A 21726-nucleotide genomic window follows, 5' to 3' on the forward strand; every position below is an offset into this window, starting at 1 on the left:
CTGTGACCAAGCCCCCCATCAAGAAGACCGAGAATGTCGCCGCCGAGCTTCTGGCCCAGCGCCGCCGCCTGCACGCCGTCCACGCCGGCCTGGCCGAAGACCGCTGGGCCCGCTTCCGGTCCGCCGCCGCCAAGCGCCAGTGGGACCGCGAACGCGGCCGCCTGGAGCAGCGGTTCGACCTGGTCCTGGCGCGGGGCAAATGGCCGGGCCGCGCAACCCTCCTATTGCGCTCGGGCCTGTGGACGTTCGGTCTCGACCAGGGTGTCGGCCGCGAGGGCGGCGAGACGCGCGGTCTGATCGACTATGTCCGCGCCGGCCCCGATTCCAACGCCCACCCAAAGGCCCTGTTCGACCAGACCTGGTACATCGAGAAGAACCCCGACCTGGTGGGCACCGCCTGGGCGCCGCTCGCCCACTACCTGGTGGCGGGCGACAAGGAGGGCCGCGACCCTCACCCACTGTTTGACCTGGCCGACTATCGCTCGCGTCACGCGGTGAAGGTGGCCGCCAGCGGCCTGAGCGCCCTGCAGCATTTCGTGTTCACGGGCGCCCGGGAGGGCTTCAACCCCCACCCACTGTTCGACGTGCGCCACTATGTCGGCCAGTCCGAGGAGCTGGCCAGGTCGGGCGAGAACCCCCTGCTGCACTATCTGCGGCAGGGCTGGAAGCTGGGATACGAGCCCCACCCGCTGTTCTCCGGCGCCTGGTATCTGCGACAGAATCCCGACGTCGCCGAGCGCGGCCTCCCGCCCCTGCTGCACTACGTCACCAGTGGCGCGGGCGAAGGCCGCCCGCCGCATCCGCTGTTTGACTCAGGCTGGTACGCCGACCGCTACCGCGACGCCACGGCCCTGGGCGCGAGCCCTCTGGCCGACTTCCTGACCCACGGCCTGGCGGGCCGCCGCAACCCCAGCGCCCATTTCGATTCCGGCTTTTATCTGGAACAGAACCCCGACGCGCCGGACGACGTTCACCCCATCCTGCACTACTTGGCCGACGGTGCCTTCGAGGGCGCATCCCCCGCGCCGGACTTCGATGAGCTGGCCTATCTCGCCGCCCATCCAGACGCCGCCGAGCAGCCGATCTCGGCCCTCGAGCACTGGGCGCTCAGCCGTGCGCCCAAGCCAGAACCCGGCGCGGGTCATCTGCGCGCCGGAGGCTCCGACACCGGCCTCTTTGAGCAGTTGCGCGCCGGCCGCACCAAGGACGCCGGTCTCTATGACGTCCAAGCCTATCGCGACCTCGCGGGCGAGCGCCGCCGTATGGACAACGCCCGCATCGCCAAGGTGAAGGTCAAGCCGCTGAAGCTGATCAAGCTGGCGGAGAAGGACCTTGAGGAAGCTGCCGCCACGCTCGCCTTTGCAGCCCCCGCCATGCCGCGGGCCTCCATCGTGATCCCGGCCTACAACAATCTGAAGTTCACCCTGGAATGCCTGGCCTCGCTGCAGGCCGCCGGGGGCGTTGAGGACGCCGAAATCATCGTCATCGACGACGCCTCGGCCGATGCGACCTCCGCCGTCCTGGCCACGGTTCCTGGCCTGACCTTGCTGACCAACCCCCAGAACCTCGGCTTCATCCGTACCTGCAACCGGGCGGCGGAAGCCGCCAAGGGCGAGTTCGTCATCTTCCTGAACAACGACGTCCAGGTCCGCCCGGGCTGGCTGGCGGCCCTGCTTTCGCCCTTCGATGAGGAAACCGGTGTCGGGGCCACGGCGCCCAAGATGCTGTTCCCCGACGGCCGCTTGCAGGAGGCCGGCGCCCGGATCGGCGTCGACGGGACCTCCGAGATGATCGGCCTGTTCGACGATCCGTCCTTGCCCCGCTGGAACGTGCGGCGCGAGGTGGACTACGCCTCGGGCGCCTGCCTGGCGTTGCGCCGCGAGGTGTTCGCCGACCTGGGCGGTTTCGACATCGTCTTCGCGCCGGCCTATTGCGAAGACGCCGATCTCTGCTTCCGGCTGCGCGAGCGCGGCCTGCGGATCGTCTACGAGCCCACCTCCGAGATCGTCCACCACCTGTCGGTCACCGCCAACTCCATCGACGTCGGCTACAAGCACCGGCTGGCGACCAGGAACCAGCAGGCCTTCGTACAGCGCTGGGGCGAGCGGCTGGAGGGACTGAACACCGTCCGCACCATCGCCTTCCACCTGCCGCAGTTTCACACCATCCCCGAGAATGACCGCTGGTGGGGCGCGGGCTTCACCGAGTGGACCAATGTCACCCGGGCCCTGCCCAACTATCGCGGCCACTACCAGCCGCACCTGCCCGCCGACCTGGGCTTCTACGACCTGTCGGACCCGGCCGCCCTGAAGCGCCAGGGGGAGCTGGCCGCCCGGTACGGGATCGGCGGCTTCTGCCACTATTTCTACTGGTTCTCCGGCGGCCGCCGGGTGCTGGAAAAACCGCTGGAGCACCTGCTGACCGGGGCGGCGGGCGACTTCCCCTTCTGCCTCTGCTGGGCCAACGAGAACTGGACCCGCACCTGGGACGGTCAGTCCAACGACGTGCTGCTGGCCCAGACCTATGAGGAGGGCGACGCCGAGGCCCTGATGGCCGAGATGGGGCCGTTCCTGAAACGCCCCAACTACATTCGGGTGAACGGCAAGCCGCTGGTGCTGCTGTACCGGCCGGGGCTCTTACCGGACGCTAAGCTGTGGGCGGCGCATTGGCGCGACTGGTGCGCGAAGAATGGCGTGGGCGATATCTACCTGGCCTATGTCGAGGGCTTCGAGAAGGCGGGCGGGGCGACCGACCCCACCACCCTGGGCTTCGACGCCAGCGTCGAGTTCCCGCCGGCCGGCGCCCACGCCCTGATCCATCCGCCCGGCCCGCTCTACAACGCCCGCTTCGAGGGCAAGGTCAGCGACTACCGCCAGATCGTGCGTCGCTACATGGCCGAGCCGACCCCGCCCCACACCCGCTTCCGTGGGGCCATGCCCGGCTGGGACAACACCGCGCGCCGGCAGGACAACAACCTCTCGCACCACTACGCGACACCGGGCGCCTTCCAGGCCTGGCTGGAGGCGATGTTCGCCGAGACCCGCCGGCAGAACTTCGGCGACGAGCGCCTGGTGTTCATCAACGCCTGGAATGAGTGGGCCGAGGGCGCGCACCTGGAGCCCGACCAGCGCTTCGGCCACGGCTGGCTGGAGGCGGTGAAGAACGCCGCCGACGCCGACTTGCTGGACAAGCCATGAGCGACGACCTGGTCCTGGTGGGCCACCCCTTCTCGGCCATCGGCATGGCCGAACACGTCCGCTCGGCCTGGCGAGCCTTCAAGGCGGCCGGGATAACCACGGGCCTGATCGACATCTACGGCCTGGACCGCAACAAGGACCCAGACTTCGAGCGCGACTTCGGTCCCCACGTCGTCCCGAAACTCAGCCCCAAGACCAACCTCTTCTGCATCAACGCCAATGAGGTGGAGCAGGCGATGGGGGTGCTGGAGGCCACCGGCTCCAAGGCCGCTTTCGAGAGCGCCCACAACATCATCTATCCGGCCTGGGAGCTGTCGAAGTACCCCGAGCCCTGGGCCCGCATCCTGGAGCGTTTCGACGAGGTCTGGGCGCCGTCCGACTTCATCGCCCAGGCCATCGCGCCTGCCGTCAGCAAGCCGGTGATCCACATGCCCCTGGCGGTGGAACTGACCCTGTCGAGCTTCCTGGGACGGCGCGCCTTCGGCATTCCCGAGCATGCCTTCGTGGTGCTGTTCTCCTTCGATTTCTCGTCCTTTTCGGAGCGCAAGAACCCGCTGGCCATGCTGGACGCCTTCGAGCGGCTCTGCGCGCTGCGCCCTACCGCGCCCCTGCACGCCATCGTCAAGTACAAGGGCGGCGACGACAGGAATCCGGCCCGCAAGGCCTTGGAAGCCAGGCTCGCGGCCCTCGGCGGCCGGGCCCAGGGGATCACCCGCGAGCTCAGCGACAACGAGAACAAGAACCTGATCCGCTGCGCCGACGCCTTTGTCTCGCTGCACCGCTCGGAAGGATTCGGGCGCGGCCCGGCGGAGGCCATGACGCTCGGCCGCGTCGCCATCGCCACGAACTATTCGGGCAATCTCGACTTCATGACACCGGAGACCAGCCTGCTGGTGGACTGCGAGCTCGTGCCGGTGCCGGAGGACGCCTACCTGTTCCCGCAGGGCCAGGTCTGGGCCGACGCCAGCGTCGAGCACGCCGTTGAGCTGATGGCCCGCATGCTGGACGACCCGGCCGAGGCCCGCGCCCTGGGCCGCCGGGCCAGCCGCCACATCCGCACCCACTTCAGCGCCCGCGCGGTGGGCCTGCGCTACACCGCGCGCCTGGACGACTTGGCTAAGGCTTAGCGGCGGGTTTGGTTTCGGCCTTCTTGGCCGGCTCGGCCTTCTCGGATTTTGCCTTCGGCTTTTCAGGCGTGGCCTTCTCCGTCTTGCTCTTCACCGGTTCCACAGCCTTCTCCGGCTCCGCCTTGGCCGCTTCCGGCGGCTTGGGCGCCGGCTTCAGACCCAGCGCTTCGCGGCCCGGGTTCTCGGTCACAGCGATCTGACGGATCACGAAGGCGCCGCCGGGGCTGTCGTCGGTGTCGAGGCGGATCTGGCTGATCAGGGAGGTGGTCCAGTCGTCGCCCCCGCCCATCGGATGGGTCATGTCGTAGGCCAAGATCAGCGTCTCGTTGACCGCCGGGCTGCCGCCCATCACCGGCTTGGCGAAGAAGCCCTGACTCTCACCATGGGTTGCGGTGGTGTAGTAGAGCGAGCCGTCCCAGGCCGGACTGGCCTGCTTGCGGGTCAGGCGCACCAGCACCAGGGAGCCGCGCGCACCGTTGATCTCCAGGTTGCTGGGGGAGCGCAGGGCTGGATCGGGCGTCTGATTGGTCAGACGCAGGCCGGCCTTCTGGGCCAGGCCGGTAACGCCGCCGGCCAGGACGAAGCCGTCGCTGGCCCCATCGAAGGTCCACATCCGCACCGACTTCAGCGGCGTCGTTCCCAGGCGGAAGGTCTCCTCGGTGGCGTCCCACGTGATCGGCTGCGTTCTCGTCGAGGGGGCGACGACCTTCTCCACCGGCAGGCTGGGTTGCGGGACCGGCGCCAGCTTCATCGTGCGCGGCGCCGGCTTGTCGCAGCCGGCGAGCGCCAGGATCAGGGCGAGGGGTAGGAGGCGGAGCATGATCATATCAGCGCCTCAGCAGACGGCGGACCTGGGCGATCGGTGGGTCGAGGGCCAGGTAAAGCAGACCTGTCATGGCCGCCAAGTCCAGGAAATAGAGGTAGCGGTAGTCGCAGGCGATGGAGATGGCGAAGAAGCTCGCCGTGAAGGCCAGGGCCGCCACCATCAGGGCGATGATGGCGATGTCGGCGCGATCGCGCCGCAGCAGCAGGGCGCCGGCCACCAGGACTGCGGTCACCGCATAGCTGAGGTGCGAGAACAGCGGCCCGTCCAGGAACCAGGTGCCGTAATTGTAGAGGGCGCGGTCCGAGGCGTCCTTGCCCGGTGCGATCTGCAGCTTCGTCAGGGTGTCGGCCGGCCCGTCGACGCCGACGAACAGCGGCAGGCAGCTGTCGATCTTGGGTGTCAGGAACACCCAGCGGAACACGTCGAACCGGTGGGCCAGATAGGCGCCGGGATGGTGCAGTACGATGTCCAGCCACTGAGCGCGGACCACTTCGTCGCTCTGGCGCCACAGCACCGCCCCCACCGCCGGGTCGGCGTCGAGATAGTCGATGCGCACGGGGGTGTAGAGGGGCGCGCCACGGGTGCGGATCACACCTTGGGCCTCGGGATCCGCGGCGTTGAAGACAGTGAGCTTCAGGGTGGGATCGTGGGCCACCGCGCCAATGATGTCGTACTGCTCCAGGATGCGGATGCCCACTCCGCCTGCGGTGTCAGGCCCCGCCTTGGCCGGCTGGGAGGCAACGCCGATCAGATGGGAGGCCACGACGATGGCGGCGAATGAGCCCAGCCCCCAGATCAGGCTGCGCCGCCAGCCCTCGCCGCGCACGGTCCAGGCCAGGGCAAGGCCTGCGAAGGGGGCCACGATGAGGCCGTTCTGACGGACCTGGGCGGCGAGGGCCAGGGCTAGAAGGGCGCCGGCCAACACGATCCAGGGGGGTCGACGCGCCGGCCAGCTGACGCTGGCGCGGGCCAGCAGGAAGAAGCCGGCGACGGCAAGGTTGGCGAACAGGATGTCCTTCCAGACGATGCCCTGGAAGATCAGGATGATGGGGGAGACCAGGAACAGCAGCGCCACCGGGGCCGCCGCCCAGGACGCCTTCGGCCGCAGGCCGCGCAGGCCGAGCAGGCTGGCGAACAGCACAAAACCGCTGCCGATCAGGTAGAGCGCGGTCCCGGGAACAACCGAATCAAAAACCGCCAGCACCGAGGCGTAGGCGGCGGGACCCCAGGTCTCCCGGGTGCCCGTCCGGCCCTCATAGAGCTGCGAGATCGAATCCGGCGACAGATGGCCCGGCATGGCGCCGGCGAGCATGACCAGGAAGGCCACGATCAGCAGGCCGCGCACCACATCGTCGGCCGTTAGATCCAGTCCCCGTCGCGCCATGCGCCCGCTCCCAATCCCACCTTGAGAGTTAGGGCGGGCAGGTCCCCCTGAGAAGGTGCAAAAAGCGTCCGTTGCCGCGACGCAGCGACGCTTCCATGATCGCAGCCAGATGAGCAGTGCGCCAAACCTTGAGATTCGTCCTGCCGGCGTGGCGCCCGATCAGCTCACGGCCTATTCCGCCCTGCTGCAGAAGGTGTTCGGCGCGGCCGAGAAGTTCACGGCCGACGCCCTGGCCTGGCGCTACCGCGACAATCCCGACGGCCGGGTGGTTGGCTTCGACGCCTGGGACGGCGAGCGGCTGGTCGCCCACTACGTCACCTGTCCGACGACGGCGCGAATCGGCGGCGGCTCGGTGCGGGGCCTGCTGTCGCTGAACACAGCCACCGATTCCGACTACGGCGGCCAGGGCCTGTTCACCCGGCTGGCCCAGGCGACCTATGAGGCGGGCGCGGCGGCGGGGCACGGCTTCGTCATGGGCGTGGCCAACGCCAACTCGACGCCCGGCTTCCTGAAGAAGCTGGAGTTCCAACGTGTCGCGCCGCTGGAGGCGGGCGTGCTGCTGCGGCGCCCGGCGCGGTTCGAGAGCGACGACGCCGACTTCCGCATCGACTGGACCCCGCGCCGCCTCGCCTGGCGGCTGGCCAATCCCGCCAGCCGGTACGGTGTGCGCGACCGGGCCGGCCTGACGGTGGTCTCGGCGCCGACCCACCTGCCCCTGGTGCGCTGCGTGGGGTTCGTCACGGAGGGACTGACCGAGCCTGGCGGGGCCGCCGGGTTGGCGTCGCTGTTCATCGGCCTGGAGCCGCGGCTGGATTTGGCGGGCCTGGGCTTCCTGCGGCTGCCACAGCGGCTGCGGCCCTCACCCCTGAACCTGATCTATCGGCGGCTGGGGGCTCCGGCGCCCGCCAGCCTCGATCCGGTGCGGACGGCCATCGGCTTCCTCGACTTCGATCCCTACTGACCATGGCGCGCGTCCACATCCTGGCCCACTTCGACGACGAGTACTTCGCCACCCCGCTGATCGCGCGGGCGGCGGGCGAGCAATGGTTCCTCTACATCGCCGACTACGCGACGCCGGCGGTGTCGGCACGCCGCTTGGCCGAATCCCGGGCCTATCTGGCGGGCCTCGGCGTGCCGCCCGAGCAGGTGATCCATGTCGGCGCGGGCTCCGGCGCCGTCGACGGCCAGGTCCACCGCCACCTCCCCGACCTGCTGCCGAGACTGATCACCGAGTTGGTGCGGATCGGGCCCATCGAGCGCTTCGTTGTCACCGCCTGGGAGGGTGGGCACATGGACCATGACGCCTGTGCGGCGCTGGCCGTCCAGGTGGCCGGCGCGACACCTATCGACCAGATCACCCTCTACAATGGCCCTGGCCTGCCCGGCCGGCTGTTCCGCGCCGGGTCGCCGCTGGCGGAGAACGGGCCCCTGGTCCGCACCCGGCTGTCGCGCGCAGAGTGGCTGGCCTTCGCCGCCGGGGTGCGGGCCTTCCCGTCGCAGGGCAAGACCTGGCTTGGCCTGTGGCCGGTGATGTTCGCGAACTATCTGCGCAAGGGCTTCGCCCACCAGGCGCTGGCCCCCGCCCGCGTCGGCCAGCGGCCCCATGCCGGGCCCCTGCTCTATGAGCGCATGTACGGGGTGACCTTTGCCGAGGTGGCGGCCTCGATCAGGACGGCTTGGCCTGCAGGATCACCAGGAAACCCGCCAGCATGAGGCCGTAGCCGACCGCGAACTTCCAGCTGGCCGGCTCCTTGAAGATCACCCAGGCCATCACCGGCACCAGGGCCGAGCCCAGGATCGAGAAAGCGTAGGCGGTGGAGAGCGGCGTCCGGGTCAGGATGTAGAACCACACCAGCGCCGTCAGCCCATACCAGCCGAAGGCGCCCATCAGCGGGAAGTTGCGCAACAGCTTCCAGGGCATGGGGCCTTCTATCTGCGCCTGATAGAGCGCCGCCCACTTGAACAGCAGCTGGCCGATCGGCAGGGCCACGGCGAACCCGGCGCACAGCAGGTAGTCGAGCGCCTTCACGAGGCGTGCTCGGAGGCTTCCATCTGGCGGATGGTGCGAAGATAGGGGTGGATGGGCCGCGAGGGCGTGTTCAGCACGTCAAAGTTCATGGCCTGAAGCAGCATCTGGGTGCCGACGATCACCGGCAGGGCGGCGGCCATGACCACGCCGGCCGAGGCGCTCTGGTGCGGATTGCGAGTCGCCAGCCAGTGGATGCCGTAGGTCCCGCCGAAGGCCAGGAAGATGGCGCCGAAGATCAGCTCCAGGGTCGCGGCGTGGAAGTCGCGCACGAAGTACTGGCCCATCACCCGCTGGCAGAAGTTGGTGAAGTGCTTCAGCGCGAAGGGGCCGACGATGGCCCCGATCCGCAGGTTGCTGACTTCCTCGCCGTAGCGGGCCGGGATCGGCACGTCGCGCACCACCGCCCGGAGGGTGCCCAGGTGGTAGAGCAGGTCGGTCTCGAAGAAGAACCGCTGCGATATCTGCTTTTCCATCACCCGGTCGGCGACGCAGCTCTCGATGGCCGTGAAGCCGTTGGTGGGATCAAAGACGTTCCAGTAGCCGGTGGAGACCTTGGCCGCGAAGCTCAGCGCCGCGTTTCCGAACACCCGCACGCTCGGCATCGACTTCAGGTGGCTGATGGAGGTGAAGCGGTTGCCCTTGGTGTAGTCGGCCTCGCCCAGCAGGATGGGGGCCACCAGGTGGGGGATGTAGCCCAGGTCCATCTGGTCGTCGCCGTCCACCTTGACCAGCACCCGGGCGCCGCGGCGGATGGCCTCGGCGTAGCCTGCCAGCACGGCGCCGCCGACTCCACGGTTCTTCGACAGCCGCACGATGGCGACGCGAGAATCAGCCTTGGCCGCCTCGATGAAGTCGCCGGACTTGTCGGGGCAGCCGTCGTCGACGCAGATGATGCCCTCGCACCAGCTGGGGATCTTGGCGATCACCTTCAGGATATGGTCCCGCACCCGATAGCAGGGGATGATGATCCAGGTCCCGGAGCCCTCCAGGGTGGGAAAGGCCGACGAGGGCGCGACAAGCGGCCGGACCGAACGGGCCTGGACCATCGCGGCGTCGGATTCTGTCGGCGGCATCAGGGTTTTCCTTCCCCGGTCGGATACACGGCTCCTGGCAGGTTGCAAAGCGCGCGGCCTGCGACTACCCCCCGTGGTCGAACGTCCACCAACCGGCGACACTCATGCCCCACGATCTGGTGCGCGCCCGCGCACCGCTCCGGCTCGGCTTCGGCGGCGGCAGCACCGACGTCTCCCCCTATTGCGACGAGCATGGCGGCGTGGTGCTGAACGCGGCCATCGACCTGTTCGCCCATGTCAGCCTGGAGCGCCGCACCGACGGCCAGGTGCGGCTGGTGGCCGCCGACCGCGAGCACTTCTGGAATGGCGCGGCAACCAGCCCCCTGCCCACCGACGAACCGCTGCGCCTGCTGAAGGGGGTCTATAACCGCTTTGTGGCCGAGCATGCCGGCGGCCAGGCCATCCCGCTCACCCTGACCACCTATGCCGACTGCCCGCCGGGTTCCGGCCTGGGCACCTCTTCGGCCCTGGTGGTGGCCATGGTGGAGGCGTTCCGGCGGTTCCTCGACATCTCGATGACGCCGCACGCCGTCGCGGCCCTGGCCTACGACATCGAGCGCGTCGACCTGGGTCTCGCGGGCGGCCATCAGGATCAGTACGCCGCGGCCTATGGCGGCCTCAACGTCATGCACTTCCACGACCAGAACCGGGTCGAGGTCGAACCCGTCGCTGTCGACACCACGGTGATGAACGAGCTGGAGGCCTCGCTGGTGCTCTACTTCACCGGCGTGTCCCGGGAGTCGGCGTCGATCATCGAGGAGCAGACCGCCAACATGCGCGCCCAGGCGCCGGCCTCGCTGCAGGCCCTGCACGACATCAAGGCCAGCGCCTACGCCATGCGTGAGGCCCTGCTGGCCGGTGATCTGGCCCGTTTCGGTGACCTGCTGGATTCCGGCTGGGCCTCGAAGAAGCTCACCGCCACCAAGATGTCCTCAGCCCAGATTGACGAGGTCTACGCGCGGGCCAAGGCCTTCGGCGCCTTCGGGGGCAAGGTCTCGGGCGCCGGCGGCGGCGGCTTCATGATGTTCCTGATCGACCCCACCAAACGCGATGGTCTCAAACGCCTGCTGAGCAATTTCGGCGGCGCGGCCCAGTCGGCCCGCTTCATCAATACAGGCGTCGAATCCTGGGTGGTGCGGTGAGCCGCGAAAACGGCTAGAGGCGACGGGTGAAAGAGCTTTCAAAATCCATCGCCCGGCGAATGGCCGATCCCAACTTCGCCCGGCGCTGGCTGGTGGGCGAGGGTCTCGACATCGGCGGCAAGCCCGATCCGCTGTCGCTCTATACCCAGTTCTTCCCGGGCCTGACCGGCGTGCGGGTCTGGGACTGGGAGGACGGCGACGCCCAGCAACTGGCCGGCGTGCCGCCTGAGAGCCTGGACTTCGTCCACTCCAGCCACTGCCTGGAGCATCTCGTCGATCCCAAGGAAGGCCTCGCCTCCTGGTTCCGGGTGCTCAAGCCGGGCGGCTTCCTGGTGGTGACCGTCCCCGACGAGGACCTCTACGAGCAGGGCGTCTTCGCCTCGACCCACAACCTCGACCACAAGTGGACCTTCACGGTGCTGAAGGCGCGCTCTTGGAGCGAGCGATCCGTCAACCTGGTGGAACTGCTGTCGGGCCTGGGGGAGGCCGCCGACATCGAGCGGCTGGTGCTGCTGAATTCCACCTTCCGTTATGACCTGCCTCGGTTCGACCAGACCCTGACCCCCATCAGCGAGTGCGGGATCGAGTTCGTGGTGCGCAAGCGCACCGCTCGCGAACTGGCCTTTGGCGGTCTGGTGCGCGACACCGTCCAGCCGTCCCCCGCCGATCGGCGCCACTTCAATCAGTACCGCGCCGACCACGCCCACATGAAGACCAGCCCCCCGCCCTTCGAGGACGAGAGCGAGCTGTAACCAACCACGCGAATTTCAGTCGATTTCCACGGAAATCGCGGCCCCGCGCCACGCTTGCGCCGCAAAATGCGACCTGTTACCAGCGGCCTCGGTCGGGAGAGTTGATGCAAATCGCGGAACACATGCTGCGCACGGGTCGCCACGGGACCCTGCACGAGTTCGGCATGGCGTTCGCCGACCTCAAGGCGTCGACGAAGCGCATCGGTCTGGCCTGGTCGCTGGCCTGGCATGACATCGTCTCGCGCTATCGCGGCTCGATCCTCGGCCCCTTCTGGATCACGCTCTCCATGGGCCTGATGGTCCTGGGGATGGGCTTCCTCTACGCCGAGATCTTCAAAGTCCCGATCCAGCGCTACATGCCCTTCGTGGCGCTTGGCATCGTCTTCTGGGGCGTCATCGTCGGGGTCATCACGGAGGGCTGCGACACCTTTGTCCACGCCTCGGGCATGCTCAGCCAGACCTCCCTGCCGATGTTCACCTTCGTGTGGCGCACGGTGCTGAGGAACCTGATCACGCTCGCCCACCACATGGTCATCGTGGTGGTGGTGCTGGTCTGGTTCGGCTACTGGAAGGTGGCCAACGTGCCCCTCGCAATGCTGGGCATTTTCCTGATGCTGCTCAACGTCTCCTGGGCCAGCATGGCGGTGGGCATCGCCTCAGCCCGCTTCCGCGACGTGCCGCAGATCGTCGGCTCGGTGATGCAGTTCGCCATGTTCATGACCCCGATCTTCTGGGAGCCCAGCCGGATGAGCGGCGGCCGCGCCCACGCCCTGCTGGTGCTGAACCCCTTCTTCCACATGATCGACGGCATCCGCGCGCCGCTGATGGGCGGCCAAACCGGGTCGGGCACCTATCCGATCCTGGCCCTGCTGGCCGTGGTCGGCTGGCTGTCGGTCTTCACCGCCTTCACCCTCACCCGCCGCCGGATCGTCCACTACCTATGAAGGGTCCGCAGGTCTCCATCACGGTCAGCGACCTGACCCTGCGGTTCCCCGTCTATGGGGTGGACGCCAAGTCGCTGAAGAAGAGCCTGGCCACGGTCACCGTCGGCGGCCGCCTGGGCTCGTCGCTCACCGGCGCCACCGAGGTCACCGCGCTCTCGAAGGTCAATATCAAGCTCAAGGCCGGCGACCGGCTGGGCCTGATCGGCCACAATGGCTCGGGCAAGACCACCCTGCTCCGCGCGCTCTCGGGCGCCTATGAGCCCGACGAGGGCCAGATCGAGATCCACGGCCAGATCGCCTCACTGCTGGACCTCAACCTCGGCATTGATCCCTCGGCCACCGGCCTGGACAACATCCGCCTGCGGGGCCGCATCGCCGGCCTCACCGCCCGCGAGATCGAGAGCAAGCTGGAGGAGATCGGCGACTTCACTGGCCTCGGCCCCTTCCTGGCCATGCCGCTGAAGACCTATTCCGCCGGCATGCAGGCGCGCCTGGCCTTCGCCGTGGCGACCGCTGTCGACGCCGACGTGCTGCTGATGGACGAATGGATCGCTGTCGGCGACGCCCAGTTCCAGAAGATCGCCCACAAGCGGTTGCTGTCGCTGATGGAGCGGGCCGGCATCCTGGTCCTGGCGTCACACGACATCGAGCTGATCCGCCTCTACTGCAACAAGGTCATGGTGATGAAGGGCGGCGTCGCGTCTCCTGTCACCCATGTGAAGAACCTGGACGACCTGCTCGCCGACGCCTGACGTGCACGCCGACGCCTGCTAGACAAACCTCATCAGGGGCTGGGCGCTAAGTATCTTGGACGTCGTCTTCACCATCGTTTCGCGCAACTACCAAGCCCAGGCGGCGACGCTGATGGAGAGCCTGGCCGTGGCCGAGCCCGGCGTGGCCCGGGTGGTCATCGCCACCGACGGACCCATGGCCTTCGCCGATCCGGGCATACGCGTGATCGAGGCCGGCGGCATCGTCGCGAACTTCGCGGCCATGTGCGCCTATTACGACGCCCTGGAGCTGAACACCGCGGTCAAGCCGCACGCCTTCCGCGCCCTGCTGGCCGAAGCCGGCGTCGGCTCGGTCGTCTATCTGGACCCCGACATCTTCGTCTACCGGCCGCTCGCCGAGGTCCGCGAAGGCCTGGCCCGCGCACCCCTGGTCCTCACCCCGCACATGACCCGGCCGCTGCGGGGCGCAGCCAATCCCAACGACCACGTCATCCTGACCTCAGGCTCGTACAACCTCGGCTTCATGGCGGTGCGCAATGAGCCGCAGATCGAGACCCTGCTGGAGTGGTGGGCGGAGAAGCTGGAGTTCGACTGCCGGGTCGACTTCGCGGCCGGCCTGTTCACCGATCAGAAGTGGATAGACCTGGCGCCCGGCCTGGTCAGCGACCTGGCCCTGCTGCGCACGCCGGCCCTCAACCTCGCCTACTGGAACCTGGAGGGCCGCGAGCTCACCAGGGACGGTGACAGCTGGCGGGTGGACGGCGAGAGCCTGGGCTTCTTCCATTTCTCGGGCTTCGATCCAGCCCGCCCCGAACTGCTCTCCAAGCACCAGGACCGTATCAAGATCTTGGCGGGATCGGCCCTGGCGGACCTGCTGAAAGACTATGCCGCCGACCTGCTGCGTAACGGCCATGCACAGGCCAAGGCCACGCCCTACGGCCACCGCGCCTTCCCGTCAGGGCGGCTGATCATGCCCGACCAGCGCCGCCGAATGCTGGCGGCGGCGCGCGGCGGAGAGGATTTCGGCGGCGGCCTGACGGCGGCGGCCGAGACCTGGCTGCTGGCGCCGCGGGGCGGGCCTGTGAGGCAGCCTGTCGGCGCGCCGGACGGCCCCTGGTTGGCGGCCTCCGACGCCCTGGCGCCCTGGCTGACGGCCAAGCCCGATCTGGCGATCAACGCCATGCGGGCCGCCCGCAAGGACCTCCGCGATCGCTTCACCACCGACCCCATCGGCCTGCGGGCCTGGCTGCTGGGCCCCGAAGCCCTGGCCGGCCGTTTCGACGCCCGCCTGCTGGCCGGCGTCGGGGCCGACATCGTCGGCCGAGCCGTCGGCTACGCGCTTGGCGAGACCCCCGATCTCCAGGTCTCGGCCTATGGCCTGGCCGATCGCGCCGGGTGGCCTGCGGGCCTCATCGATCCGACGCTCAAAGCGCCCGTGCCCCACCTCGCCCAGGGACTGCCCTTCCCGCGGCTGTTCCTGGCCCTGTGGGAGAGCCGCGGCGACCTCCAACGGCTGTTCCCGCTCGCCAGCTTCGGCCAGAGGTTCGCCTTCCTTCGCTGGCTGATCGGCGGCGGCCTGGCGGAGGCGGGAATCGATCTCGCCGCCCTGCCCGCCGACGTGCGCAACCATCCGGTCTTCCGCCTGGCCCGGCTCAGCGTGCGCCGCACGCCCGCCATCCCGCGCCGCATTGCCGCCACCGGCGACTGCGAGACCTTGGTGGTGATGGAACGATGGATCGACACCACCGGCGCCCCGGTCTTCGAGGCCGCCACCGGCGCCTTCCGCACCGCCACCGGGGAGCCCATGGTCCCGCCCGCCCAGGTCGGTGAGGTGGTGTTTATGACCGCGCAGGACCTCAGCCCCGCCGACGCCATCGCCCTGCTGGCCCATAGGGTGGCCTGGCGCACGGCGCGCCGATGAGCCTCGTCGCCACCGCCCGCCGCATCTGGCGCGGCCTGGTCCCCAAGAGCCTGCGCCTTGCCGCCCAGCCGGTGCTGGCCCGGGCGCTGTCGGCCTATGTCCGGGTCTCCGCCCGCGCCCCGCACGCCGCCGACACCGTGGGCGGACCGATCCGGGTGGTGGGGTTCTTCGAAGGTTCCCACGGCATCGCCGCCTCGGCCCGTCTGGCCGTCCGCGCCTTCGAGGCCCTCGGCGTGCCGGTGGAGAAGGTCGATGTCTCGGAGGCCCAGCTCGACTGGATCGGCAAGGCGGGCGCGGCCCCGGTTCCGGGTCCTTGGATCTTCCACCTCAATGCCCCGGAGTTGCTGGCGGCCCTGGCCTATCTCGGTCCCAAAAGGGTGCTGGGCCCACGCTACGGCTACTGGGCCTGGGAACTGCCCAGGGCGCCCGATCTCTGGCTGAAGGACGCCGCCCTGGTGGACGGGATCTGGGCCCCCAGCAGCTATACGGCCGATGCGCTGGCGGGCGCCGCGGCGCCGGTGCGGGTGGTGCCTCATCCGCTGTTCCTGGAGGACTATCGCGACGTGGTCCCCACGCCGCACGCGGCGGAGTTCCTGGCCGTCAGCCTGTTCGACTTCAATTCCGCCGCAGCCCGCAAGAACCCCGAGGGCGTGATCTCCGCCTTCGCCCAGGCTTTTGGCGAGGACGCATCTGTCCGCTTGCTGATGAAGACCCAGAACGGCCACCTCTTCCACGACCACCTGGCCCGCCTGCGCCAGCTCGCGCCGGCCAATGTGACGATCGAGGACGCCGTCTGGCCCTATGAACAGGTGAAGAGTCTGATCGCCGGCGCCGACGTGCTGATCTCCCTGCACCGGGCCGAAGGGTTCGGCCTGACCCCGGCCGAGGCCATGGCGCTGGGAACCCCGGTGATCGCCACCGGTTGGTCGGGAAACCTGGATTTCATGGATGCCAACAGCGCGATGCTGATCGGCTCGCACCAGGTGCCGGTGCGCGACAGCCAGGGAATCTATGCCGGCCAGACCTGGGCTGAGCCCGACACCGCCGCGGCGGCCGAGGCGCTGCAGCGCCTGCGCACCACGCCGGAACTGGGCCGCCGGCTGGCCGAGAACGGACGGCGGATGGTGGCCGAGCGGTTGTCGCCCCAGGCCTGGTTCAGCACCCTGCCCGACGCGGTGAAGCGTGCGGCGATGGCGGCGATCCGGGGTTAGTCCTTCACCGGCCTGCCGACGCTCATCAGGGCGAAGACGGCGACCGCCCCCACCAACACCACCGGGACCATGGACTGGAACACCTGGCCGGCGCTGTAGCCCGCGCCGCGCAGTTCACCGGCGATCAGGGGACCGGCGATGGAGCCGAGGCGTCCCACCGCGATGGCCGCCCCGGCGCCGGCCGCGCGGACGTGCACGGGGTAGTAGATCGGCGCTAGGGCATAGAGCACGTAGAGGCCGCCTACCACGGTGAAGCCTGCCGCCGCTGCGAAGCCAAAGATGGCCGGCAGGGTCACGGCCTGCGCCAGGCCGTACATGGCACCAGCCAGCACCAGGAACACCGCCAGCAGCGGCCAGCGGAAGCCGACCCGGTCGGCCAGCCAGCCCAGCAACAGGGCGCCCATCACACTGAAGCCGTTGAACCAAAGCGAAGCCGCGGCGCCGTCGGCGGCGGTGAAGCCCTTGGCCACCACCAGGGTCGGCAGCCAGTTGAGCAGCAGGTACGTCACCAGCAGGTCCAGGCCAAAGACGATCCAGATCAGCAGGGTGGTGAGCGCGCGGCGCTCGGAGAACAGCCCACGAGCCAGGCCGCGATCGGCGGCGGGATCATGCTGGGGCCGCGTCTCCGGCAGCAGGAACAGGATCACCGGGGTCAGCAGCAGCGGCAGAGCTCCGCCGATCAGGAAGATGGTACGCCAATCCAGGGTCTCGCCGCCGTTACTCGCCAGCAGGGCCACCAGGGACCCGCCGGCCGGGAGGCCGCAGAACATGCTGGTGGTGGTGGCCGCCCGCTTGGCCGGCGTGCTGATCTCGGTGGCGATGGCGATCAGGTTGGGCATGGCGCCGCCGAAGCCGATCCCGGTGAGCAGCCGCGAAAGGGTCAGGGCCTCGAAATTATGAGCCATGGCGGTGGCCACCGAGAACACCCCGAAGGTCGCCACCGAAACCGCCAGCACCGGCCTACGTCCCACCCGGTCGGCGAACAGGCCGCCGGTGAGCGCGCCGATCACCAGGCCGATCATGGCCGCGCTGCCGGCCCAGCCCATCTGGCCTGGATTGAGGTGCAGTTCCGGCGCCAGATGCGGCGCCGAGACCCCGAAGGCCTGGATGTCGTAGCCTTCAAGCGCCGCGATACAGAAGCAGATGGCGACGATGAAGCCCGGGCTTAGACGCTTGGCGGCGGTCATGGCCGATTCCCCCATGTTGGTTCCCCGGCCGAAGAAGGCCCCAAGGTCTCGTTCCGCGCCAGTGGAGAAGTTCGGGACCAGCCACCGCCCGTGCCCAGGGGCCCTATGCCCATGACCACCTCGAGAAGGCCTCCATCCGATCGCCAAAATAGAGCCGAAACTTGATCGTCCTGGCCGTGGTCCGGCCGCCGGCGTGACTTCGGCGCCACTCTCGGTGAGCCGCGCGCCGGGGTAGTGTGTCCCGCCATGTCGACTTGGGCTCTTAACAGCTTCGAAGGCCTGGGCCGTCTAGGATGGCGGCTGAACAGGAAAGGGAGCCCGCCATGGCGACCCGTACATCCAGCTTCCACCGGCACGCGATCGACCATTTCGAGCCGCAGGGAACAGACGACGATCCCCACGCCCAGCGTCGCATGCGCGGTCAGCTGGAGCAGATCGACTACACGGCTTTCGCCTCCAACAAGGAGGTGATCGGCGCGGTGCTCGGCTTCGCCGACAGCCAGAAATTCCAACGGATGGCGGTGGCCGCGGCCATGGCCCGGGCCCAGTGGGTCAAGGAGGCCCTGGCGCTGAGCGAGACCATCAGTCCCAGCCACGAGCAGATCTCCCGTCTGGGCCGCCTTCGGCAGGCCTATGAGGAACTGGCCGAGGCCTACGAAGCCATGCGCCGCATGGTCGAGCGCGGCTACCTGCCCTACCGCGCGCCGGCGGCCTGAGCCTTCAACGGCCCCTGGCCCACGCCCGAGATGATGGTAGCTTCGCCACACGATGACCGGCGACCTGATCCTCTATGAGATGCTGCTGCGCGGCCTGGCGGTCGGCGCCCTGGCGGCGACCATCATCGGCTGGCGGCAGGGCGGGGCCAGCCGCGACGCCCAGATCGCGGGCGCCCTGTTCCTGGCCTGCGTCACAGGCTTCGCACTGAACTCCGCCCCGGCCCTGAACACCGATCACAGGCCGGTTCCGCTGTTCGTCCTGCTGTCCTGCATCACGCCCGGCGCGCTGTGGCTGTTCTGCGCGGTGCTGTTCGAGGACCGGCGGGTCAGCCTGCGCACCCTGGCCCCGACCCTTGTGCTGCTGGCCGTCACCGCCACCGCCATGCTGATCCCACCTCCCGACTGCCAGCCGGTCTGGATCTTGGGTGACCTGGTCCGGGCCACGATCTGCCTGGCCCTGCTGACCGTCCTGTGGCGCGGCTGGCGCGGCGATCTGGTGGAGCAACGTCGCCGCCTGCGCGGGCCCCTGCTGGCCATCGTCGCCCTCTACGCCACCCTGCAGTCCTGGCTGAACCTCAGCGCCAATCTCGGGGCGCCGGTGCAAGGCTACGGCGTCGACAATTCCTTCGCCGGCGCCGTGATCCTGGCGCTGTTCTGCCTGGCGGGATCGGCCGCCTTCCTGCAGGCCCCGCCGGCCCTGTTCACCTCGACCCGCCGCGCCACCCCCAGCGCGGTGGACGACGGCCTGAAGGCGCAGGATCGGGTCGCCCTGGACCGCCTCAACGCCCTCATGCAGGACGGCGAGATCTGGCGCCGCGAAGGCCTGACCATCGGCGACGTGGCCCGCGAAGTAGCCGTGCCCGAGCACCGTCTGCGCCGGCTGATCAACACTCATCTGGGTCACCGGAACTTCGCGGCCTTCCTGAACGCCCGACGCATCGAGGCGGCGAGGGCCTTCCTCAGCGCGGCCCCCGGCGTGGCCATCTCCACCCTGGCCTTTGACCTGGGCTATGCATCGCTCGGCCCCTTCAACCGCGCGTTCAAGGACGCCACCGGCCTGACCCCCACCGACTTCCGCCGGCAGGCGACAGGCGAAACCTCGCCGATTTCCTGAAATCGCTCGCCGATTCCGCAAAGCCTCGCCGATTTCCGCATCCGGCGAGCGCCACGCCCCGTGTCCCGCCATCCAGGCCGGCATCAACACGGAGGCGAAGATGGACCACCTGGAACGCTGGCTCCTGCACATGGGCCAACACTGGACGGCGAACATGCTGCTCGATCTCGAGCGCTATGTGGTCTTCGCCATCGGCGCCTGGATGCTGATCTGGGTGTTGCTGGCCGGCGTCCTGGCCGGCCGCAAGATCCGCGGAGACCAGCCGCCGGTCCGCCAGATGATCGTCGAGTTCCTGATCTCCATGCGCACGATCCTGATCTTCTCCACCATCTCGATGATCATCGTGATCTCCAACCACATGGGCTGGCTGTATGGCCCGAAGCTGGCGGCGAGCTGGGGCCCGGTCTGGTTCGGCGCCTGCCTGCTGTTGATGATCGTGGCCCACGACGCCTGGTTCTACTGGGCGCACAGGATCATGCACCGGCCCCAGCTGTTCTGGACCTTCCACCGGCGTCACCACCGCAGCCACAACCCCTCGCCCTTCACCGCCTACAGCTTCGACCTGGGGGAGGCCGCGGTGATGGCCATCTTCGTGCCTCTGTGGGTGATCGCCGTGCCGACACCCTGGCCGGTGTTGGGCCTGTTCATGGCCCACCAGCTGGCCCGCAACACCATGGCCCACTGCGGCTACGAGCTGATGCCCGCCACAGCTGACGGCAAGCCGATGTTCGACTGGATCACCAGCGTCACCCACCACGACATGCACCATGAGCGGGGCAAGAACTACGGCCTCTACTTCACCTGGTGGGACCGCTGGATGGGCACCGAGCACCCGGAGTACCACGCTCGCTTCGCCGCGGCGGTGCGCAAGCCCCCGGTCCGGGTCCTGGTCGCCGCCGAGTAGGTCTTCCTTAAGGACCGCTTCACCCGCAGCCCTTAGAATCAGGGCGTGTCCAGACAGGCCGCGCCATGAAGGTCGCCCCCGTGGGGACGATCCCCACCGCCGCACAGGTGCCGGCGCTCGCCCCCGTGCGCCCGGTCGCCCGGGTGCAGGGCGGCCAGCTGCTGCGGGAGATGCAGCGGGCGGTCGAGGCCGACGCGGTCGACACCGCCCTCCCCGTCGAGGCGCCCAGCCGGCAGCCCAAGACCTCGTCCCTGCCCGGCCTCGCCCCCCTCCTGCCCCAGACGCCGGCCCAGGCGATGGCCGCCGCCCTGCGCACGGCCCTCACCCGCCAGAGCGGCCTGGCGCCGCTGATGGCCGATCTCAGCCAGGCCCTTCGCGCCCAGGTCCTGTCGCCACCGGCACGGGCCGCCGCCATGCAGATGCTGGCCCAGCTCCTGCCGCTGGACCCCGAGGTGCGCGGCGCCGACATCAAGCGGGCGTTGAAGAATTCCGGCCTGTTCCTGGAGGCCAACCTCGCCGCCGAGCCCGGGAAATCTCCCCTCGGCAGCGACCTGAAGGCCGCCCTGCTGGTCCTGCGTCAGGCGCTCGGCCCGGCCACCCGGCGCCCGCCCGGCGCCACGCCACGCCCGCCCTATGGCGGCGCCCCGACCTCGGCCCAGAAGGCGGCCATGCCCAGCCTGCCCCTGGACGCCAGCGCCGGCGCCATCGGCGAGGCCCTGGCCGCCGAGACGCAAGGCGCTCTGGCTCACCTGGACCTGCTGCAGCTCGCCTCCCTGCCCGAGCCCGACCGCCCCAACGACCCCACCCGATGGATGTTCGAGACCCCGCTGCAGACGCCGCAGGGTCCGGGCGTCGCCCAGTTCGAGATCAGCCGCGACAGCCAGGGCCGCGCCCGCGACGAGGAGCGCGAGCCCCTATGGCGCGCCCGCTTCTCGGTGGACTTCGAGCCGGTCGGCCCCATCGACGCGCAGGTGGCCTTCGAGGGCGACCTGGCCCGCGTCAGCCTGTGGGTCCTCCGCACTGAGGCCGCCGAGCGCCTGCGCGCCGCCCAGCCGCTGCTGGCTCAGGCGCTGGCCGCCGCCAACCTGCAGCTGGAACTGGCCGTCCATTCCGGGCCGCCCCCCGCCCCGCTCCCCAGCGCCGGCCGCCTGCTGGATCAGTCGGCATGAGCAACGACCGCCGCCTCGCAGTGGCCCTCCAGTACGAAGCTCCCGGAGCGCCGCGGGTGGTGGCCGCCGGCCGCGGCCTGGTGGGAGAGAGGATCATCGCCGCCGCCGAGGCCCATGGCGTGCCTCTGGAACATAATCCCCTGCTGGCAGAGGCCCTGTCCAAGGTCGAGCTGGACACCGAGATCCCCGAACGGCTGTTCCTGGCCGTCGCCGAGATCCTGGCGTTTCTGATGCGCGAAGGTCCCGCGCCGGATTCGAAATAATTTCAAATAGCGCCGCTATGTCGCGGTGGCGGTAAC

Annotated in this window: 20 protein-coding genes; 15 read left to right on the forward strand and 5 right to left on the reverse strand. The window is 69.2% G+C overall.

All coding sequences use genetic code 11. The features are described 5' to 3' along the window. Window positions 1–2 precede the first annotated feature (2 nt). Window positions 3–3197 (forward strand): glycoside hydrolase family 99-like domain-containing protein, encoded by a 3195-nt coding sequence (locus JKL49_RS21345; protein WP_215342294.1) that lies wholly within the window; start codon window positions 3–5, stop codon window positions 3195–3197. Further along, window positions 3194–4324: a glycosyltransferase family 4 protein gene (locus tag JKL49_RS17850; RefSeq protein WP_215342296.1), complete on the forward strand. Its 1131-nt coding sequence runs from the start codon at window positions 3194–3196 to the stop codon at window positions 4322–4324. The genes JKL49_RS21345 and JKL49_RS17850 overlap by 4 nt, the downstream gene beginning before the upstream one ends. Here JKL49_RS17850 and JKL49_RS17855 read toward each other — a convergent pair. Further along, window positions 4314–5144, reverse strand: coding sequence for a hypothetical protein (locus JKL49_RS17855; protein ID WP_215342298.1), 831 nt, complete (start codon window positions 5142–5144; stop codon window positions 4314–4316). The genes JKL49_RS17850 and JKL49_RS17855 overlap by 11 nt on opposite strands. A 7-nt stretch (window positions 5145–5151) precedes the next feature. Then, window positions 5152–6534, reverse strand: coding sequence for a hypothetical protein (locus JKL49_RS17860; RefSeq protein ID WP_215342300.1), 1383 nt, complete (start codon window positions 6532–6534; stop codon window positions 5152–5154). A 109-nt stretch (window positions 6535–6643) separates the two neighbouring features. Between JKL49_RS17860 and JKL49_RS17865 the strand changes: the two genes are divergently transcribed. Together JKL49_RS17865 and JKL49_RS17870 are read left to right on the forward strand one after the other, a co-directional pair. Continuing rightward, entirely contained in the window at window positions 6644–7495 is an 852-nt protein-coding gene (locus tag JKL49_RS17865) for a GNAT family N-acetyltransferase (RefSeq protein WP_215342301.1), read from the forward strand. Between the two features lie 2 nt (window positions 7496–7497). Continuing rightward, a complete protein-coding gene (locus JKL49_RS17870) occupies window positions 7498–8247 on the forward strand; it encodes a PIG-L family deacetylase (RefSeq protein WP_215342303.1) in 750 nt (249 codons plus the stop codon). Here JKL49_RS17870 and JKL49_RS17875 read toward each other — a convergent pair. Further along, window positions 8201–8563, reverse strand: coding sequence for a DMT family transporter (locus tag JKL49_RS17875; protein WP_215342306.1), 363 nt, complete (start codon window positions 8561–8563; stop codon window positions 8201–8203). The two genes, JKL49_RS17870 and JKL49_RS17875, sit on opposite strands and share 47 nt — an antisense overlap. Continuing rightward, complete coding sequence (locus JKL49_RS17880) at window positions 8560–9636, reverse strand: glycosyltransferase family 2 protein (protein WP_249778111.1); 1077 nt, start codon at window positions 9634–9636, stop codon at window positions 8560–8562. Before JKL49_RS17880 ends, JKL49_RS17875 begins: the two co-directional genes overlap by 4 nt. 104 nt (window positions 9637–9740) lie before the next feature. On the opposite strand from JKL49_RS17880, the gene JKL49_RS17885 reads away from it, so the two are divergent. From JKL49_RS17885 to JKL49_RS17910, 6 genes are all read left to right on the forward strand, one after another. After that, on the forward strand, window positions 9741–10778 hold the full coding sequence (locus JKL49_RS17885; RefSeq protein ID WP_215342308.1) for a GHMP family kinase ATP-binding protein: 1038 nt from the start codon (window positions 9741–9743) through the stop codon (window positions 10776–10778). Between the two features lie 26 nt (window positions 10779–10804). After that, a complete protein-coding gene (locus tag JKL49_RS17890) occupies window positions 10805–11530 on the forward strand; it encodes a methyltransferase domain-containing protein (protein ID WP_215342310.1) in 726 nt (241 codons plus the stop codon). A gap of 104 nt (window positions 11531–11634) precedes the next feature. Next, entirely contained in the window at window positions 11635–12474 is an 840-nt protein-coding gene (locus JKL49_RS17895; RefSeq protein ID WP_215342312.1) for an ABC transporter permease, read from the forward strand. Beyond that, window positions 12471–13226 carry an ABC transporter ATP-binding protein gene (locus tag JKL49_RS17900; protein WP_215342314.1) on the forward strand — a complete coding sequence of 252 codons (756 nt, stop codon included), beginning with the start codon at window positions 12471–12473 and terminating at the stop codon, window positions 13224–13226. The genes JKL49_RS17895 and JKL49_RS17900 overlap by 4 nt, the downstream gene beginning before the upstream one ends. 55 nt (window positions 13227–13281) lie before the next feature. Then, a complete protein-coding gene (locus JKL49_RS17905; protein WP_215342316.1) occupies window positions 13282–15126 on the forward strand; it encodes a hypothetical protein in 1845 nt (614 codons plus the stop codon). After that, window positions 15123–16337 carry a glycosyltransferase family 4 protein gene (locus tag JKL49_RS17910; protein WP_215342318.1) on the forward strand — a complete coding sequence of 405 codons (1215 nt, stop codon included), beginning with the start codon at window positions 15123–15125 and terminating at the stop codon, window positions 16335–16337. The genes JKL49_RS17905 and JKL49_RS17910 overlap by 4 nt, the downstream gene beginning before the upstream one ends. Here the strand turns inward: JKL49_RS17910 and JKL49_RS17915 are convergent. Further along, window positions 16334–17524, reverse strand: coding sequence for an MFS transporter (locus tag JKL49_RS17915; RefSeq protein ID WP_215342321.1), 1191 nt, complete (start codon window positions 17522–17524; stop codon window positions 16334–16336). The genes JKL49_RS17910 and JKL49_RS17915 overlap by 4 nt on opposite strands. A gap of 323 nt (window positions 17525–17847) precedes the next feature. Between JKL49_RS17915 and JKL49_RS17920 the strand changes: the two genes are divergently transcribed. The 5 genes from JKL49_RS17920 to JKL49_RS17940 all read left to right on the forward strand — a co-directional run bounded on the left by JKL49_RS17920 (window position 17848) and on the right by JKL49_RS17940 (window position 21690). Then, window positions 17848–18240 carry a hypothetical protein gene (locus JKL49_RS17920; protein ID WP_215342323.1) on the forward strand — a complete coding sequence of 131 codons (393 nt, stop codon included), beginning with the start codon at window positions 17848–17850 and terminating at the stop codon, window positions 18238–18240. 52 nt (window positions 18241–18292) lie between these two features. Beyond that, window positions 18293–19354, forward strand: a complete 1062-nt coding sequence (locus JKL49_RS17925; protein WP_215342325.1) for an AraC family transcriptional regulator — start codon at window positions 18293–18295, stop codon at window positions 19352–19354. Between the two features lie 100 nt (window positions 19355–19454). Then, window positions 19455–20258 (forward strand): sterol desaturase family protein, encoded by an 804-nt coding sequence (locus JKL49_RS17930; protein WP_249778112.1) that lies wholly within the window; start codon window positions 19455–19457, stop codon window positions 20256–20258. Between the two features lie 65 nt (window positions 20259–20323). Further along, window positions 20324–21427, forward strand: coding sequence for a flagellar hook-length control protein FliK (locus JKL49_RS17935; protein ID WP_215342327.1), 1104 nt, complete (start codon window positions 20324–20326; stop codon window positions 21425–21427). Continuing rightward, on the forward strand, window positions 21424–21690 hold the full coding sequence (locus tag JKL49_RS17940; RefSeq protein WP_215342329.1) for an EscU/YscU/HrcU family type III secretion system export apparatus switch protein: 267 nt from the start codon (window positions 21424–21426) through the stop codon (window positions 21688–21690). The genes JKL49_RS17935 and JKL49_RS17940 overlap by 4 nt, the downstream gene beginning before the upstream one ends. Window positions 21691–21726: the final 36 nt, after the last annotated feature.

The organism is Phenylobacterium glaciei (assembly GCF_016772415.1).
Taxonomy (GTDB): domain Bacteria; phylum Pseudomonadota; class Alphaproteobacteria; order Caulobacterales; family Caulobacteraceae; genus Phenylobacterium; species Phenylobacterium glaciei.

Excerpts from the sequence above, each read along its gene's own strand:
- JKL49_RS17850 (WP_215342296.1), top strand. The coding sequence starts at position 3,194 with ATGAGCGACGACCTGGTCCTGGTGGGCCACCCCTTCTCGGCCATCGGC.
- JKL49_RS17925 (WP_215342325.1), top strand. The coding sequence starts at position 18,293 with ATGACCGGCGACCTGATCCTCTATGAGATGCTGCTGCGCGGCCTGGCG.
- JKL49_RS17865 (WP_215342301.1), top strand. The coding sequence starts at position 6,644 with ATGAGCAGTGCGCCAAACCTTGAGATTCGTCCTGCCGGCGTGGCGCCC.
- JKL49_RS17930 (WP_249778112.1), top strand. The coding sequence starts at position 19,455 with ATGGACCACCTGGAACGCTGGCTCCTGCACATGGGCCAACACTGGACG.
- JKL49_RS17870 (WP_215342303.1), top strand. The coding sequence starts at position 7,498 with ATGGCGCGCGTCCACATCCTGGCCCACTTCGACGACGAGTACTTCGCC.
- JKL49_RS17915 (WP_215342321.1), bottom strand. The coding sequence starts at position 17,524 with ATGACCGCCGCCAAGCGTCTAAGCCCGGGCTTCATCGTCGCCATCTGC.
- JKL49_RS17920 (WP_215342323.1), top strand. The coding sequence starts at position 17,848 with ATGGCGACCCGTACATCCAGCTTCCACCGGCACGCGATCGACCATTTC.
- JKL49_RS17935 (WP_215342327.1), top strand. The coding sequence starts at position 20,324 with ATGAAGGTCGCCCCCGTGGGGACGATCCCCACCGCCGCACAGGTGCCG.
- JKL49_RS17910 (WP_215342318.1), top strand. The coding sequence starts at position 15,123 with ATGAGCCTCGTCGCCACCGCCCGCCGCATCTGGCGCGGCCTGGTCCCC.
- JKL49_RS17860 (WP_215342300.1), bottom strand. The coding sequence starts at position 6,534 with ATGGCGCGACGGGGACTGGATCTAACGGCCGACGATGTGGTGCGCGGC.
- JKL49_RS17900 (WP_215342314.1), top strand. The coding sequence starts at position 12,471 with ATGAAGGGTCCGCAGGTCTCCATCACGGTCAGCGACCTGACCCTGCGG.
- JKL49_RS17940 (WP_215342329.1), top strand. The coding sequence starts at position 21,424 with ATGAGCAACGACCGCCGCCTCGCAGTGGCCCTCCAGTACGAAGCTCCC.
- JKL49_RS17855 (WP_215342298.1), bottom strand. The coding sequence starts at position 5,144 with ATGCTCCGCCTCCTACCCCTCGCCCTGATCCTGGCGCTCGCCGGCTGC.
- JKL49_RS17880 (WP_249778111.1), bottom strand. The coding sequence starts at position 9,636 with ATGCCGCCGACAGAATCCGACGCCGCGATGGTCCAGGCCCGTTCGGTC.
- JKL49_RS17885 (WP_215342308.1), top strand. The coding sequence starts at position 9,741 with ATGCCCCACGATCTGGTGCGCGCCCGCGCACCGCTCCGGCTCGGCTTC.
- JKL49_RS17895 (WP_215342312.1), top strand. The coding sequence starts at position 11,635 with ATGCAAATCGCGGAACACATGCTGCGCACGGGTCGCCACGGGACCCTG.